At 73.0% G+C, this 14,497-nt stretch carries 14 protein-coding genes and 1 pseudogene; 9 read left to right on the top strand and 6 right to left on the bottom strand.

Features of this window, described 5'->3' with window-relative positions; translation table 11 throughout:
• Nucleotides 1–168 precede the first annotated feature (168 nt).
• Nucleotides 169–1,470, top strand: a complete 1,302-nt coding sequence (locus tag IEZ12_RS12320) for an amidohydrolase (protein WP_189272070.1) — start codon at nucleotides 169–171, stop codon at nucleotides 1,468–1,470.
• Nucleotides 1,471–1,569: 99 nt separating this feature from the next.
• Here IEZ12_RS12320 and IEZ12_RS12315 read toward each other — a convergent pair whose 3' ends face one another.
• A complete protein-coding gene (locus tag IEZ12_RS12315; RefSeq protein ID WP_189272069.1) occupies nucleotides 1,570–1,839 on the bottom strand; it encodes a hypothetical protein in 270 nt (89 codons plus the stop codon).
• 101 nt (nucleotides 1,840–1,940) lie between these two features.
• Between IEZ12_RS12315 and IEZ12_RS12310 the strand changes: the two genes are divergently transcribed.
• The gene (locus tag IEZ12_RS12310) at nucleotides 1,941–3,029 is read left to right on the top strand and encodes a DUF5937 family protein (protein WP_189272068.1); all 1,089 of its coding nucleotides are present in this window, start codon (nucleotides 1,941–1,943) and stop codon (nucleotides 3,027–3,029) included.
• Between the two features lie 201 nt (nucleotides 3,030–3,230).
• Entirely contained in the window at nucleotides 3,231–3,539 is a 309-nt protein-coding gene (locus IEZ12_RS12305; protein WP_189272067.1) for a hypothetical protein, read from the top strand.
• A gap of 807 nt (nucleotides 3,540–4,346) precedes the next feature.
• Here the strand turns inward: IEZ12_RS12305 and IEZ12_RS12300 are convergent.
• On the bottom strand, nucleotides 4,347–4,556 hold the full coding sequence (locus IEZ12_RS12300; protein WP_189272066.1) for a hypothetical protein: 210 nt from the start codon (nucleotides 4,554–4,556) through the stop codon (nucleotides 4,347–4,349).
• 34 nt (nucleotides 4,557–4,590) lie between these two features.
• Between IEZ12_RS12300 and IEZ12_RS12295 the strand changes: the two genes are divergently transcribed.
• Nucleotides 4,591–4,863, top strand: coding sequence for a hypothetical protein (locus IEZ12_RS12295; protein WP_189272065.1), 273 nt, complete (start codon nucleotides 4,591–4,593; stop codon nucleotides 4,861–4,863).
• Between the two features lie 69 nt (nucleotides 4,864–4,932).
• Here the strand turns inward: IEZ12_RS12295 and IEZ12_RS12290 are convergent, their stop codons facing one another.
• Together IEZ12_RS12290 and IEZ12_RS12285 are read right to left on the bottom strand one after the other, a co-directional pair.
• Nucleotides 4,933–5,574 (bottom strand): carbonic anhydrase, encoded by a 642-nt coding sequence (locus IEZ12_RS12290; protein ID WP_189272064.1) that lies wholly within the window; start codon nucleotides 5,572–5,574, stop codon nucleotides 4,933–4,935.
• A gap of 239 nt (nucleotides 5,575–5,813) precedes the next feature.
• Nucleotides 5,814–6,095, bottom strand: a complete 282-nt coding sequence (locus IEZ12_RS12285; protein ID WP_189272063.1) for a hypothetical protein — start codon at nucleotides 6,093–6,095, stop codon at nucleotides 5,814–5,816.
• A gap of 261 nt (nucleotides 6,096–6,356) precedes the next feature.
• Here IEZ12_RS12285 and IEZ12_RS12280 point away from each other — a divergent pair.
• Nucleotides 6,357–7,181 (top strand): annotated as a pseudogene (locus IEZ12_RS12280) (class I SAM-dependent methyltransferase); the annotation flags it as partial.
• Between the two features lie 24 nt (nucleotides 7,182–7,205).
• Here IEZ12_RS12280 and IEZ12_RS12275 read toward each other — a convergent pair.
• Nucleotides 7,206–7,883 (bottom strand): YoaK family protein, encoded by a 678-nt coding sequence (locus IEZ12_RS12275; protein ID WP_373295465.1) that lies wholly within the window; start codon nucleotides 7,881–7,883, stop codon nucleotides 7,206–7,208.
• 415 nt (nucleotides 7,884–8,298) lie between these two features.
• Here IEZ12_RS12275 and IEZ12_RS12270 point away from each other — a divergent pair, with 415 nt between their 5' ends.
• From IEZ12_RS12270 to IEZ12_RS12260, 3 genes are all read left to right on the top strand, one after another.
• The gene (locus IEZ12_RS12270) at nucleotides 8,299–8,649 is read left to right on the top strand and encodes a hypothetical protein (RefSeq protein WP_189272062.1); all 351 of its coding nucleotides are present in this window, start codon (nucleotides 8,299–8,301) and stop codon (nucleotides 8,647–8,649) included.
• Between the two features lie 33 nt (nucleotides 8,650–8,682).
• Complete coding sequence (locus IEZ12_RS12265; protein WP_189272061.1) at nucleotides 8,683–9,930, top strand: MFS transporter; 1,248 nt, start codon at nucleotides 8,683–8,685, stop codon at nucleotides 9,928–9,930.
• 61 nt (nucleotides 9,931–9,991) lie between these two features.
• A complete protein-coding gene (locus IEZ12_RS12260; RefSeq protein WP_189272060.1) occupies nucleotides 9,992–10,918 on the top strand; it encodes an alanine racemase in 927 nt (308 codons plus the stop codon).
• Between the two features lie 199 nt (nucleotides 10,919–11,117).
• Here the strand turns inward: IEZ12_RS12260 and IEZ12_RS12255 are convergent, their stop codons facing one another.
• Complete coding sequence (locus tag IEZ12_RS12255; RefSeq protein ID WP_308431027.1) at nucleotides 11,118–13,670, bottom strand: collagenase; 2,553 nt, start codon at nucleotides 13,668–13,670, stop codon at nucleotides 11,118–11,120.
• A gap of 441 nt (nucleotides 13,671–14,111) precedes the next feature.
• Here IEZ12_RS12255 and IEZ12_RS38270 point away from each other — a divergent pair.
• Nucleotides 14,112–14,497: WXG100 family type VII secretion target (locus tag IEZ12_RS38270; protein ID WP_229847459.1), on the top strand; the 386-nt coding region annotated here is incomplete at its 3' end.

Below are 14,497 nucleotides of genomic sequence, written 5' to 3'. Positions count from 1 at the left end.
GGCGACCCGGCCGTCACAGCCGGACCGTGGACGGAAGGAGCCGGCGGCGTTTCTCGCGAATCACCGTCGCGCACACGTCAGTTCTACCGAGAGCCGCTGGCAGCACCCGCCGAACCCCGCTGACAAGTCACTGACCACCCGTCGCCACGCCCCAGGAGCGCCACCCCCATGACCGCTGCCCCGCCCGACGCTGTCCCCTCCGACGCTGTCCCCTCCGACGCCGGCCTCGCCCGGGCCGCCGAGCTCTACCTCGACCTGCACCGGCACCCCGAACTGTCCGGCGCCGAGGAACGCACCGCCGCCCGCTTCGCCGACCGGCTGGCCGAGGCCGGGTACGGGGTGACCCGCGGCATCGGCGGCCACGGCGTCGCCGCCGTGCTGCGCAACGGCCCCGGCCCGGTGGTCATGCTGCGGGCCGAACTCGACGCGCTGCCGGTCGCCGAACGCACCGGCCTGCCGTACGCCAGCACCGCCACCGGCCGCACCCCCGACGGCCGGGAGGTGCCGGTGATGCACGCCTGCGGCCACGACGTCCATCTCGCCTGCGCCGCCGGGGCCGCCGCCGCACTCGCGGACGACCGGGACGCCTGGCGCGGCACCGTGTTGGTGGTCGGCCAGCCCGCCGAGGAGACCCTGTCGGGTGCGCGGGCGATGCTGGCGGACGGCCTGTACCGGCGCTTCGAGCCGCCCTCGGTGGTGCTCGCCCAGCACACCGCGCCGCTGCCCGCCGGAATGGTCGCCCACGGCCGGGGCCCGGTGACGGCCGGCAGCCGCACCCTGCGCGTGGTGATCCACGGCCGCGGCGGGCACGCCGGCGCACCCCAGCTGGCCCTGGACCCCGTGGTGGCGGCCGCCGCCGTCGTCCTGCGGCTCCAGTCGATCGTCGCCCAGGAGACCTCGCCCGCCGAGCAGTTGGTGGTCACCGTCGGCTCCCTGGAGGCGGCCGGCCAGGGCAACGTGATCCCCGACCGGGCGGTGCTGACGGTGACGGTGCGCGGCTTCGCCGAGGAATCCCTGGAGCGGGCCTGCACCGCCGTGCGGCGGATCGTCCGCGGCGAGGCCGCCGCCTCCGGCTGCCCCCGGGAACCCGAGTTCGAGGAGCTCTCCCGCTCCGGCGTCAACACCCCCGACCCGGCCCTCGTCGAACAACTGCGCACCGCGCACCGGAAGTTGTTCGGCCCCGCCCGGGTCGCCGAGTGGCCGCCCGCGCTCGCCACCGAGGACTTCCCGCTGTTCGGCCCCGCCGGCGAGAGCCTGCACGGCGTGCCCGGCATCCGCACCGCGTACTGGATGCTCGGCATGGTCGGCCCCGAGCAGTGGGCCGCCGCCCCCGGCCCCGACGCCGCCCGGAAACTCGCCGCCCTGCCCGCCAACCACTCACCCGAGTTCCGCCCCCAGGTCGGCGCCACCCTGCGCACCGGCATCGCCGCCCTGCACGCGGCCGCGCTTGCGATCCTCGGCAGGCCGTAGCCGGTCGACGGAGCGTCGGTATCCACGGACGTCGCGGCGCCGGCGCGGAGCGTCGGGAACGGCGGGTTCGGGAACAGTGGGTTCGGGAACAGCGGGTCGCTACGGGCGGCCGAACCAGTCGCGCAGCCGGCGGCGGAGGCCTGCGGCCGGGCGGCGGGGCTCGTAGTGGTGGGTGTCCCGGTGGTGGGTGTCCCGGTGGCGGGTCTCGCGGTGGCAGGTCTCGCGATGGTGGCGGCGGCGGGTCTCGCGGTGGTGGGTGAGGGCCGCGCGCAGCGTCGCGAGGTCGTGGGTGCCGGGCAGAGGCGGGGCCGGTTCGCCGTGGTGGGCGGCGCGGGCGCTGTCGAGCAGGTGCTGGTGCAGTGCGTTCACCCGCCCACCCTGGGCCACGGGCCGCCCGGCAGTCCCGTCGTTTGACGGCTCCCGTCAAACGACCCGAGGGGTTTCGCCGCCCGAGGCGGCACCATGGACAGGTGAGCGTGACCATCGACATCACCGGCCTGCCGCACGAGTGCATCGTCTTCCGCCCCTCGCCGCTGGCCGAACTCGGCAACGCCTTGCATGCGCTGGCCGAGCCCGACCACCACACCGGACTGCACGCGTGGACGACGGCGACCACCGCCGCGCTCGCGCCGGACCTCGCCGACCGGCTGCTGGAGGCCGAGTTCATGTGGCAGTCGACACGCTCCGACTTCCTGCTGCCGCCGCACCCCCGGGAGACCCTCGCCGAGGAGCTCGACGACCTCGACCGGATGGACGACGAGAAGTTCGTCGGTGCGGCGCTGGAGATCTCCTGCAGCACCAGCTTCTACTCCAAGGGCCTGCCGTCGCCCCTGGTCGACGAGTGGTCCCGACGGCGCGCACTCGACCTCGCCGCTGCCCGAGGCCCGCGCCAGGCGGCGTTCGTGGAACGGATGCTCGCCGACCCCACCGCCGCCCGGGCCTGGATCCGACGCCTGCTGGAGGACTGCGACCGGGCGTTCTTCGCCGACACCTGGCAGCGGGTCCGCGATGGGCTCGCCGCCGACGCCCGGGACAAGACCGAACTGCTGCGCCGCAAGGGCCTGGCGGCGGCGCTCACGGCGGCGTCCCCCGCGCTGAGCCTGGCGGAGGACGAGCACGGCAGCCGCATCGTCGTCGACAAGCTCGTGCACGGCCGCACCCGGGCGGACACCGCCGTCACCCTGCTGCCGAGCGTCTTCGGCCGGCCGCACCTGTTCACCCTGTACGCGCCGGGCTGGCAGCCGGTGATCCAGTACCCCGCCGCCACCCACGGCCTCGGCCACACCGATTCGACGGAGACGGTCGTGCTGCGGCTGGAGGCGCTCACCCACCCGGTGCGGATCAGCCTGTGCCGCCACCTCGCGCGCGGCGCGTACTCGACCAACGAGCTGGCCGACGCGTCCGGCATCACCGCCCCGGAGGCCTCCCGACACCTGGCCGTACTGCGGAAGGCCGGGCTGGTCGTCACCCGGCGGCGGGGCCGCTACGTCCTCCACCAGCTCGACCTTCCGGTCGTCGCGCGGATCGGCGGCGACTTCCTGGAGTCCGTGCTGCGCTGACCCGGCCGAATCCGCTCGGAACGCGGACTGCTGCGGCGCCGACCGGGCGCTCCCATGATCCGGGTCAACCGGCAGCGGCTGGTGGGTCGTTGTGCCCAGATGGAGACCGGAGCGGGTGACGGGGAGGCGCCGTGACGAACCCCGGGAACGCCGCCCCTGCCACCGGGCCGCAACCGTCCCGCTCGGAGACCGGAGAACCCGATGACCCTGCCCGGCCTCGACCGCCTCGCCGACCGTCAGGTCCTGCTCGCCGCCCTCGCCGAAGAACCCGCCTGCGCCGACACCGCCGCCGACCTCCTCGCCGGCCCGCCCACCGAGTCCCGCCTCGGTGGCGACCTCGCCCTGGCCGTCGTCGTCGCCTGGCTCCAGACCAAGGTTGACATCCGCTTCCAACGTATCGACGGCCGCATCGAATTCGAGTTCCGCCTCCTCAAACAGGCCACCGACGGCACCACCCTGCGCACCCTCGCCACCGCCATCACCCGCCTCCTCGGCCCCGGCCGCAACTGATCGGGCCGCCCACGCCAGGTGCGCGGTGGCGTCCTGCCCGCCGACTAGGGTGCTGCTCGGCGACGCGGGGAGGGGCGGGAACCGATGGGGCCGATGGAGCAGCGGGTGTGGGAGCTGCTGAGCGGGCTGCGCACCAGGGCGGAGCGCCGGAGGCGACAGGGTGGGCTGCCCTGTTCGCAGAACGCGGTCGAGAAGGAGGTCCGGGCCTCGCGGCGACTGGGCGCGCGCGAGTTCTCCGGACGACGCGTCAGCGAGTGGGCGCCCAAGGAGATCGGCGACTTCCACCTGCCGCACCAGCGCAGTGACGACCCGGTGGCCGCCCTGGTCTCGGTCTGGGCCGCCCGGGCAGGTGAGCCGGATCCCGGGCGTGAGCTCCGCGACTTCCTGGACGCGGCCCGCGACGAACGCGGTCGCCGGCGTCGGGTCCCCGAACTCGCCGCGGCACGGAGCGAGTCGGAGACGATCAGCGATCTGACTGGACGTCAACTCGAAGTCCATGATGCGGTGCTGCCGCAGTCGCATGGGCACCTGCTCCCGGAGCTCACTCCTTACCTTGCCCGGGAACTGGACGCCAAGCTGCGCACCGCACTGAAACCGGCGCTGGCCGGTGGGCCCGCGGTGCTGGTCGTGCTGACCGGTGACTCCTCGACCGGCAAGACCCGTGCACTCTACGAAGCGGTCCGTGAACTCGCCCCCAGCCGGCCGCTGTTGAGGCCCGCCACCGCCGGACATCTGAGCGTCGGAGGCGGTTCGAGTGCTGCTCCGCCGTGGGCTGATCGCCCGAGCCGACCCATGGGAGTGGGCGGACTACGAGGCGCACGTGGACGTTCTCGAAGCGCTCCACTTCGCCGGGGAGACCGCTGCGGTCAGGTCCTTCGTGCGATGGTGCGTGGCGGGCATCAGCATGGAGGACACGTACGGGTCGGCACACTGGTGGGCTTCCTGACCCGGCAGGGAATGACCGATCTCCGGGCGGCCTTGATCGAGCGGGCCGTCGAAGAGGTGGATCTCGACCACGTCCAGAGTGTGACCAGGCTGTTTGGAGGCACTGGTGGAGGCCGACGACGGCGACGCCGTCTCCCGGCTGCTGCTCCGGGATCCAGTGGGATGCGTCGACCTGAGGCGGGCGTCGGCCGACCACAACCAGCAGCTCCTGGACGTACTCAGGAAGGCCGGCTGCCCGCAGGCGGAGGAGTTCGCCCGCCGGGCCAGGGCGGTCGGCTGCCTGCCGGGGGAGGAGTACCTGCCCCACGGGCTGAACCCGGACGGCACCCGCGCTGCGCCGTGGACCTGGGCCGAGCTGGTGGCGCAGGACGGGCGCTGACGGCACGGGCCGGGAATGCCGCAGCCCCGGCCGGGGTGGCCGGGGCTGCGGGTGGGGTGGCTGGGGTGGTCAGGCGGCGGCGGGGGTGGGGAGGTCGAGGCCGCGGGTGGTGACCAGGTGGGCGGTGCCGTCGACCAGGCGGTAGGAGAGGCCGACGACGGCGCTGCGGCCGGCGGCGACCGCGTCGGAGAGGATGCGCGAGCGCTCCATGAGGAGGGCCACGGTGTGCCTTATGTGCTCGTTGATGAAGTGGGAGTTGTCGGTGTGGCCGGCGGCGTTCGCGGCGAGCACGCTCGGGGTGACCCGCTCGATCACGTCGCGGACGAAGCCCTCGCCGGTGGCGCCGGCGGCGACCGCCTCGCGGGTGGCGGCGACCGCGCCGCAGGAGTCGTGGCCGAGGACCACGACCAGCGGGGTGCCCAGCAGGCTCACGCCGTACTCGATGCTGCCGAGCACCTCCGGGCCGAGCACGTGGCCGGCGGTGCGGACCACGAACAGGTCGCCGAGGCCCTGGTCGAAGATGATCTCGGCGGCGAGTCGGGAGTCGGAACAACCGAACATCACCGCGAACGGGGCCTGCGCCGGTGCGGTCTGGGCGCGGCGGGCGGCATCCTGGTTCGGGTGCTCGGGGCCGCCGGCGACGAACCTGCCGTTGCCCGCCAGCAGCATCTCGAAGGCTTCGGTGGGAGTGAGGTGCGCGGCGTCTGTCATGCCCGCAGACTACGTCCCCTGCCTATCGGGAGGCTCGTCCGGGCCACCTCCTGGACTCTTTCGAGTCGTTCGGAAAGCGGGGCGAATCGGTGGAGACCGGGCGGAATCGTTCGGATATCGGTGTGTCGAAGGCGATAATTATGCACCGAATGCGCCATTGGTGCGGACACCGCCGATCTCGCCGAGACCGCCGATCGGCGCCGCGGCGGCGTTGACTCCCGGCCGGGGTCGGGCGCCGCTCAGTAGCAGCGGTAGTCGCGGGTGCCCTCATAGGTGTCGCCGAAGTTGTTGCGGAACACCACGTTGTAGTGGCCGTAGCGGTAGCCGTTGCCGCCGGTGTACGTGTACGACAGGGTCTGCACGAAGCCGCCGTTGCCGTAGTAGTTGGTGTAGGAGTCCGGGCAGCCCATGCCGCTCAGGTCGGCGATCGGTGCGGCGAAGGCGGTGCCCGCCAGTCCGAGCGTCAGGGCGCCGCCGAGGGCGAGGACGGATGCGGCCTTGGAGGCGCGGCGAACGGGCACGGGGGCTCCTTGGAGTGTGGGGGCCGTTTGGGGGGGTGCGGAGGCCCTTGTGGGGGCGGGCCGATCTTGCCCGGGTTGAATTGATCGCGTCAATGGTATGGACCAATTCGGACGAGAGGGTGGCTGGATTCCAGCCCGGCGGGCGGTAATGTCCGGTTGCGCCGGTGTGGTGAACGGGCGGCGGCGACGCGGGACGGCCGGCCGGCGGCGTCGCGGAGCGGGAAGCGGGCGTCGCCGGACGGGACGCGGAGGGCGGGCACGGTGGACGGCTGGGAGTGGGACGAGACGCTGTTCGCCGGCGCGGCCGAGCACTATGCGCGCGGGCGGCTCCCGTACGCCCCCGGGCTGGCACAGGCACTCGCCCGGGCCCTGCAACTCGACGGTGCCGGACGGCTGTTGGACCTCGGCTGCGGCCCCGGGACGCTCGCCATCGGCCTGGCCGGGCTGTTCGGCGAGGTGGTCGGCGTGGACCCGGACATCGGGATGCTCGCCGAGGCGGAACGGGCCGCCGGGCGCGCCGGACTGGCCGGCCGGGCCCGCTGGGTGAACGCCCGAGCCGAGCAACTGCCGTCCGGGCTGGGCACGTTCACCGTCGCCACGTTCGGCAACTCGTTCCACTGGATGGACCGCGAGCAGGTCGCCGCCACCGTCCGCGACCTGCTCCGCCCGGGCGGCGCGGCCGTCCACCTCGCCGACTGGAAGGCCGAACCGCGAACCACCTCCGGCCTCCCGCACCCGCCGTTGCCGCAGGACGCCGTCGACGCCCTGGTCCGCGCCTACCTGGGCCCCGTCCGACGCGCCGGGCGCGGCCTGCTGCCGCACGGAACGCCCGGCGGCGAGTCCGAGGTGTTCGCCCGGGCCGGTTTCGCGGGCCCCGAACGCCTGATCGTCCCCGGCGGGGCCGTCCTGGAACGCACCGAGGACGACGCCGTCGCCGCCGTGCTCTCCCTCTCCTCCTCCGCCCCGCACCTGTTCGGCCCGCGCCTGCCCGCCTTCGAGGCCGACCTGCGCCGGCTGCTCCGCGAGGCGTCCCCGTCGGGCCTCTTCGCCGTCCGGTTGCCGAGCACCGAGGCGGTGATCTGGCGCGTGGACCGACGGACCGATTCGGCGTCAGGCGCGGTCCCGGTAGAGGACGGCCGTCGCGGCGGTGAGGACGGCGGCCAGGACGAGCGCCCAGGGGAGGTGGTGGTGCAGGACCAGCAGGGCGCCCGGGACGGTGCCGGCGGTCATGGTGAGGGCGGCGAGGACGCGGCGGCGCTGGTGCGGGGAGTGCCGGCCGGCCAGGCGGGTCTCGGAGGCGAGGCCGGTCAGGGTCATGGTCAGGACGGTGGTGGTGAGGTCGGGGACGCCGAGGCTGCGGACGGTGGCGTTGCGCAGGCCCATGGCGACGGCGAGCAGCGCGATCACGCCGTACTGGCGGGCGCCGCCCGTGCCGAACGCGAAGGCCACGGCGGCGGCCGCGAGGTGCAGCAGCGTCTCGGCGGCGAGCGCGGGCCGCAGCCGGTGGAGGGTGAGGCGTCCGGCGAGGGCCGCGCCGAGCAGGAACGCGGCGAGCGAAGTGAGGGAGCCGAGGACGGAGAACCCGGGCGCGCCGGCCAGCGCGAAGCCGATGACCACCACGTTGCCGGTCATGTTGGCGGCGAAAACGTGGGACAGCCCGAGGTAGCTGACGGCGTCGATCAGGCCGCTGACCGCCGTGAGCCCGAACAGCGCGAGGGCCAGCGGGTCGCCGTCCTCGGTGGTCGCGCCGATCGGCCGGGGCGGCGGGGTAGCGGCGGACGTGGACACGGCTCCTCCGGGGCGGACGGACTGACGGGCGGTCAGTAGCCTGCCAGAGCGCCGCCGCACGGAGACGGGACCCGCCGACACGTCCGGCCGAACCCTGGGCGCGGGCGGCGTCGACGGGCATCCTGATGCGGATCTGCGGAACCGGCCCTCGGCACATGGGAATGACGGTGAATCAGCAGGACGTGTCCGGAGTGCGGCTGAACCGTCGGGGCCTGCCGGCCGCCGCCGCGGTCGGCCCGGCGGCAGCGGGCAGCGCGGGGAGCGCCGTCGCGGCGGGGCCCGCCCACGGGCCGGGACCCGGAGACGTTCGGGCCGGCGGGGGTGCGGCCGGGGGACCCGCGGTGCGAGGGCCTGCTCAGGGGCGACAACCACCGGTTCGTCGGGTGCCCGGACGAGGTGCGGGCGGTGGGCACACGTGAACACCGGGACCGGTCTCGACCTCGGCGGCGGCAGCGCCACCGCGCCCTGGCTGTACGTGATGAGCGAGTCCAGAAGCCTCGTCACCCGCCGCTGCAAGGGCAGGGCAGGCTACCTGAAGCGTGCCTTCACTGGCACCCAACTCGCCACGATCCACCGCCACTTGACGAACGGCGCCGGAACCGCCGCCTGCGGCATGCCGATCGTCGGCCACGGCGGCCAGGTCCGCGCAGTGGATCCCGGTGCGACCGCGGTGGCCCAGCGCGACGTGTTCCGGCACGCCCTCTCGATCGAACCGCCCGAGGTGTGGCGGACCCTGCCCACCCGGATCAGCGCCATCAATCCGTAGGAACGCCAGGAAGGCTCCGGGAGTACCCAGCCCATGACCGATCAGTTCGCCGTGAAGGCCAACTACCGCCAGGTCTTCGCCGTCGCCCAGTTCCGTGCCGTCTTCGCCGGCCGGCTGCTCGGGGTCATGTCCGACACCCTGCGGGCCGTGGCACTCGCGGTGCTGGTGTACGACCGGACCGGCTCGCCGCTGCTCACCGCAGTGACGATGACCATCAACTTCCTGCCGCAGGCGGCCGGCGGCCTGTTCCTCGCCGCGCTGGCGGACCGGCTCACCCCGCGCACCCTCATCAGCACCGGCTACGCCCTCCAGTGCGCGGTCGGACTGCTGCTCGCGTTCGGGCACCTCCCGGTCGCAGCCAGCCTGGTCCTGGTCGCCGGCGTGGCCTGCCTGACCCCGGTCACCACCGGGGCCACGGCCAGGGTCCTCGCGGAAGCCCTCACCGGCGACACCTACGTCCTCGGGCGCTCGCTGTCCTACATCGTCGCGGTCTCCGCGCAGATGGTGGGCATGGCCGCCGGCGGGACGCTGGTGGTCTGGCTGGGGGTGGAGCGCACGATGCTGGTCACCGCCGGGGCGCACCTGGTCGCTGCGGCGATCAGCCGGCTGTTCCTGTCGCCCGCCCGGGCGCCCCGCCCGAGCGCGCCGGCGACGGGCGGCGGGTCGATCGTGCGCCGGACCCTGCGGGGCAACGCGGCGCTGGTCGCCAGCCCCGGCGTCCTCAAGTTGATCATGGTGCAGTGCCTGCCCGCCGCCTACCTGGCCGCGGCGGGCAGCCTGCTCATCCCGTACAGCGCGCACCGCGGGTTCGGCCCCCAGCAGACCGGCGTCCTGCTGGCCGCCACCTCGGTCGGCATGCTGATCGGCGACGTCGTCATCGGCCGGGCGTTCGCGCCCGCCACCCGGGAACGGCTGGTCCTGCCGCTGCCGCTGCCGCTGCTGCTGGTGATGGGCACCCCCTCGCTCACGCTCGCCCTGGACCTGCCCTATCCGGCGGTCGCCGCCGCCTACGTCGTCACCGGCACCGGCTCCGCCTACCTGCTCGGCCTGCAGCGGCGCTTCCTGGAAGCCGTTCCCGCCGAACTCCAGGGCCAGGGCTTCGCGTTGCTGAACACCACCACCATGAGCATCCAGGGCGTCGGCCCCCTGGTGTTCGGCGTGTTCGCCGAGTTCGTGCCGGTCGGCGTCGCGATCGCGCTGACCGGAGTGTGCAGCGTGGCCACCACCCTCCTGCTGCGCGAAGCGGCCCGACCGGGGCTGGTCGCGGCCGAGCCCGCCTGAGCACCCGCGAGGCGGCGAAGGGAGAACAGCAGTCCGCCGACCGCGACGAATGGATTTGACTATGGAGGCTCGGTCGATCGTTCCGCGTCGCTACCTCGACGTGCTGGTGGACCTGTCGGCCGTCGCGCACAACACGCGCGTCGTCCGACAGGCCGTCAGCCGGCCCGCGACCGCCGTGATGGCCGTCGTCAAGGCCGACGCCTACGGGCACGGCGCGATCGACGTCGCCCGCGCGGCGCTCGACGCCGGGGCGACCTGGCTCGGCGTGTGCACCACGGCCGAGGCACTCGAACTGCGCCGGGCCGGCCTCGACGCCCCGATCCTCGCCTGGGTGCACACCTCGGCGGAGAGCATGCGCCTGGCCACGGCGGCCGACGTGGACGTCTCGGTGCAGTCCGCCCGCACCCTGGCCTTCGCGGTCGACGCCGGCCTCGACGTCCGACGCCACCTCGCCGGATCGCTGTCGGCGCTCACCAGGCCCGACCTTCACCTCGACATGATCCGGACCGGCTCGGCCCTCTACGGCCTGCTGCCGTACGCCGAGCGCCACCGCTTCGACCTCCGGCCCGCCATGCGGGTCACCAGCCAGGTCGCGCTGACCAAGCGGGTCGAAGCCGGGCAGGGCGTCTCCTACGAACACGACTGGACCGCGCCGAGCGCGCTCAACCTGGCCCTGATCCCGGTCGGCTGCGCCGACGGAATCCCGTGCGCTCTCAGCGGACGCCTCACGGTCTCCATCCGCGGCCGGCGCTACCCCGTCGTCGGACGCATCTGCATGGACCAGATGATTGTCAACTGCGGCGACGAGAAGGTGGAGGAGGGGGAGGAGGTGGTCCTCATCGGCAGCGAGTCGGACGGCGACCCCACCATCCACGAATGGGCGCTCGCCTTGAGCACCACCCCCTGCGAGGTCGCCACCTACTTCGACCGCCCGCACGTCAACCGGCAGACCGTGCCGGCGGTCGGCGCCCGGCCCCTGACGGGCTGAACCGCCCGGGCGGGGCGGGGCAGCAGCGGGGGTTCGGCGACGTTGCGGGTCAGCCGGTCGCCGTTGAGCCATGCTCTGGGCGGGTGCTGCCGTGGTCGGTGCTGCGCCGGACGGCGGGGGGCGTTCGCGCGCCGGCGGGTTGCCGGTGCGTGAACGCCCCTGTCGGTGATTCGGCCGACTGGTCGGGCCGGCGTGCGGGTCAGTACTGGGTGGTGACGGTGACGCCGTTGAACGCGGTCTTGCCGTAGAGCGTGATGTACCGGTATCCGGCGGTGGCGTTGGTGACGGTGGTGTTCTGGTCGGTGCCGTTCTTGGTGGAGGAGGCGGTGTAGGCGGTGTTCGAGGCCCAGGTGTCGGCGTTGTAGTAGAGGTGGGCGGTGCCGGTGCCGCCGGTCGTGGTGATCTTGAGGGTCACGGTGCCGGCGGGCAGGTAGATGTACAGCTTGTCCTGCTCGCCCGCGGCGGCGGACCGGTCGGTGCGGAAGCAGTTGCGGTCCATGGCCCGCAGGTCGCTGTTGGCGCAGGCGGTGGGGGCGGCGGGGGTGGTGGCGGTGACGGGCTTGCTGGTGGTGGCGGTCTTCCCGTTGCTGTCGGTGACGGTCAGGGTGACGGTGTAGGTGCCGGGCGCGGCGTAGGTCTTCCACGGGGTGGTCTCCGTGGAGGTGGTGCCGTCGCCGAAGTTCCAGGTGCGGGAGGCGATGGATCCCTTGCCGCCGGTCACCGTGGAGCGGTCGGTCAGCTGCGCGGTCAGGCCGGTGACGGTCGTGTCGAAGGCGGCGGTCGGGGTTCCCGCGGTCAGGCAGGTGTCGGTGGCGCAGGTGTCGAGCCAGGTGTTGAAGCCGGCGTCGTACAGGGTGCCGATGCCGTTGTAGTAGGCGTAGCCCTGGGCGTAGTTGCCGGTGCGGAAGTAGTAGAGCATGGCCTGGACGACGCTCGGGTAGCGTTCGACCATGTGGCGCGCCGCGAGGTAGCCCCAGTGGTAGACACGGACGACGTCGCTGTTGCGGTAGGTGCTCTGGAGCAGGGTGCTGAGCTGGTAGGTGTGCTTGGGGGCCTGGTTCACCGCGTTGACGTCGGTGACGCCGCGGTAGGTGTAGGAGACGTACTCGGCGATGCCCTCGATCCACCACAGGTCGGGGACGCTGGTCTGCTGGGTGAAGTCGCCCTTGAGGTCGTAGCGGGCGTCCAGGACATGGGCGTACTCGTGGTTGAGGTTCCAGATCCGGGCGGTGAAGCCGTTGTCGGTCGGGTGCCGGTACATGATGGTGACTGGCTGGTTGCCGGCCTTGTCCGGTTCCCCGGTGAGGGTGATGCCGCCGTTGTTGGTGTCGGCGCCGTAGATCGCTCCGGCGTAGGTCTGGTAGGCGGCCCGGTCGGCGAAGACCACGATCTGCACGGACGACTCGTACTGGCCGGGTATGGGGCCGTTGTCGCGGACGAGCCGGTGGAAGAAGGCGTCCTCGCCGTTGAGGTCGGCGCAGACGGCGGCGAGTTCGGCCGCGGTGAGGTCCTGGGCCAGGATGGTGCGGGTGGCGTCGCAGGTGTGGCGGACCGGGAGCGCGGCCTTGATCAGCCGCTGGTTCAGGTCGCAGATGCCGTAGGTGGAGCACTGGCCCGGGTCGAGGTAGTCGGCCATGGCGGCGGTGGCGACCCACAGCGGGGCGGTCGGGCCGGTGATCGAGGATCCGTCGAGGATGGCCTTGACCATCGGCCGCACCTTGCCCTGGAAGGCCGGGTACTTGACGAAGCGGGTGAGCACGCGGCCGGCGTTGGCGTCCAGGACCGCGTTGTCGGTGCCCAGCAGGTCGCGGTGCTTCTCCGTGAAGTCGTCGAGCGTGTCGATGATGCTCGGGTCCGCGGCGACGGCGGCGAGGAAGTCCGGGTTCCGGTCGTGGCCGCGGTCCAGCGGGGTGAGGACGCTGTTGACCAGCGTGACCATGTTCCTGGAGCTGTTGTACGAGGCGTTGTAGCCGTTCAGCACCTGCTTGTAGGTGTTGAGGTAGCGGGCCTGCAGCTTGGCGCTGTCGGTGAGGATGACGACGTCGTTCGCGACCTCGCCGTTCGCGTCGGTCACATCGGTGAAGTGCGGGCCGGCGACGAACGCGTCGATGCCGCGCGCCACGGCGTCGGTGAGCGACGTGTCGAAGCCCGGGATGTGCTGCGGGTCGTTGGACTGCACGTAGTAGCCCGCGCGCAGGAAGAGCACGAGCTGCCACGCGCTCGTCGAGTTGTCCCCGGGGTAGGAAGCGGCGACGTCCCGGAAGGCGTCGGCGATCGTCGCCATCTGGCTCTGCCGGAACACGCCGATCGCCTCCGTGCCGGAGGCGTAGAACAGCGAGCCGATGCACTTGGGCGCCGAAGCCTTGACGTAGGAGACGAGAGCGGCCCCGGACCGGCCGCTGAAGTCGGCCGGGGTGCACGAAGGGGCGGCCACCGGAGCCGCGGACAGGGCCTGCGGCGAGGCCTTGGCCGAGGTCGTTCCGGAGGAGGCGGACTCGGGCGAGGCAGGCACGCCGAGCGGCGGGAGCTGATCGGGCCTCAGCCGACGGCTCTGCGGTGCGGCGCCGTGCTCAGAGGAGTCCGGCGCGGCGGTTCCGGTGGGCGGCAGGAGGCCGGCCGGGGCCTGCTGGGTGCTGGGGGCGGCCTCGGTCGTGGGGGTGGCGGCCGGGCTGGGGCCGGCGGCCAGGCCGAGGAGGACGGTGCTCGCCGCGATCGTCGCGAGCAGTCCGGACATGCGTGAGGGCAGGCGCAAGGTCGGTCCTTCGTGGGGGAGGGCAGGCCGACGCGCCGCAGGCGTGGGAGGGCATGCGGGGGAGAGGGGAAGCGGCTGGGGGCGGCGCGCGTCGACGCATGCTTTCACGGTGTCTGACGCATCATCAATAGAGCGTGACATGTCACATGCTCCAAATCCTCGGGCCGGAGCTGAAATCGGCCGACCAGTGCAGGTGTCCGCGGGGGCGCCGCGGCGAACCCCTGTGGCGGCGTCGGTGCGGCGGGGGAGCGCGCTACCCGCGCCTGCGATGCTTCAGGGCCCGCTGGGCCCGCGCAACGTGCTGCGGCACGCAGCCGCCCTCCTGACCTGAGAGGCGGGGGAGCGCGGTCGTCCATGGGAATCCCGGTTCCTGTCCTCCCGGGTCCGATTCTGGACTACGGTCACAACGGCGTTCGCGTTCCGTCGGGGAAGGTGTCAGCTGTGGCGATCGAACTGCCCGGTGAAGTGGTGGAGTTCCTCTCGTTCATCGGCATCAACTGGCCGACGGTGAACGAGGACAAGGTGCGCGAGTTCGGTGCGCACGTGCGGGAGTTCGCGCAGAACGTGGAGTCGGTGCACCAGCAGTCGACGTCCACGGTGCAGCAGTTGGGGCAGGCGTACGAGGGTGCGTCGTACGAGGCGTTGCTCGCCAAGTGGGCGGCGCTGTCCGAGAGCCACCTGAACGAGCTCGTGCAGGCGTGCCACGTGGTGGCGGATGCGTTGGACATCGCGGCGGACGTGATCGTGGCGATGAAGGTCGAGACGATCGGTGAACTCGTCGTGCTGGCGGCGGCGTTCATCGCCGACCAGGCCGCGGCGGTGGCGAC

This window comes from Kitasatospora griseola, from assembly GCF_014648555.1.
Lineage (GTDB): Bacteria > Actinomycetota > Actinomycetes > Streptomycetales > Streptomycetaceae > Kitasatospora > Kitasatospora griseola.
The sequence above is the reverse complement of the archived record's forward strand: the minus strand, read 5'-3'. Positions and strand labels throughout refer to the sequence as shown.

Coding starts and splice junctions, on each gene's coding strand:
- IEZ12_RS12320 (WP_189272070.1), top strand. CDS start 169: ATGACCGCTGCCCCGCCCGACGCTGTCCCCTCCGACGCTGTCCCCTCC.
- IEZ12_RS12305 (WP_189272067.1), top strand. CDS start 3,231: ATGACCCTGCCCGGCCTCGACCGCCTCGCCGACCGTCAGGTCCTGCTC.
- IEZ12_RS12290 (WP_189272064.1), bottom strand. CDS start 5,574: ATGACAGACGCCGCGCACCTCACTCCCACCGAAGCCTTCGAGATGCTG.
- IEZ12_RS12265 (WP_189272061.1), top strand. CDS start 8,683: ATGACCGATCAGTTCGCCGTGAAGGCCAACTACCGCCAGGTCTTCGCC.
- IEZ12_RS12260 (WP_189272060.1), top strand. CDS start 9,992: ATGGAGGCTCGGTCGATCGTTCCGCGTCGCTACCTCGACGTGCTGGTG.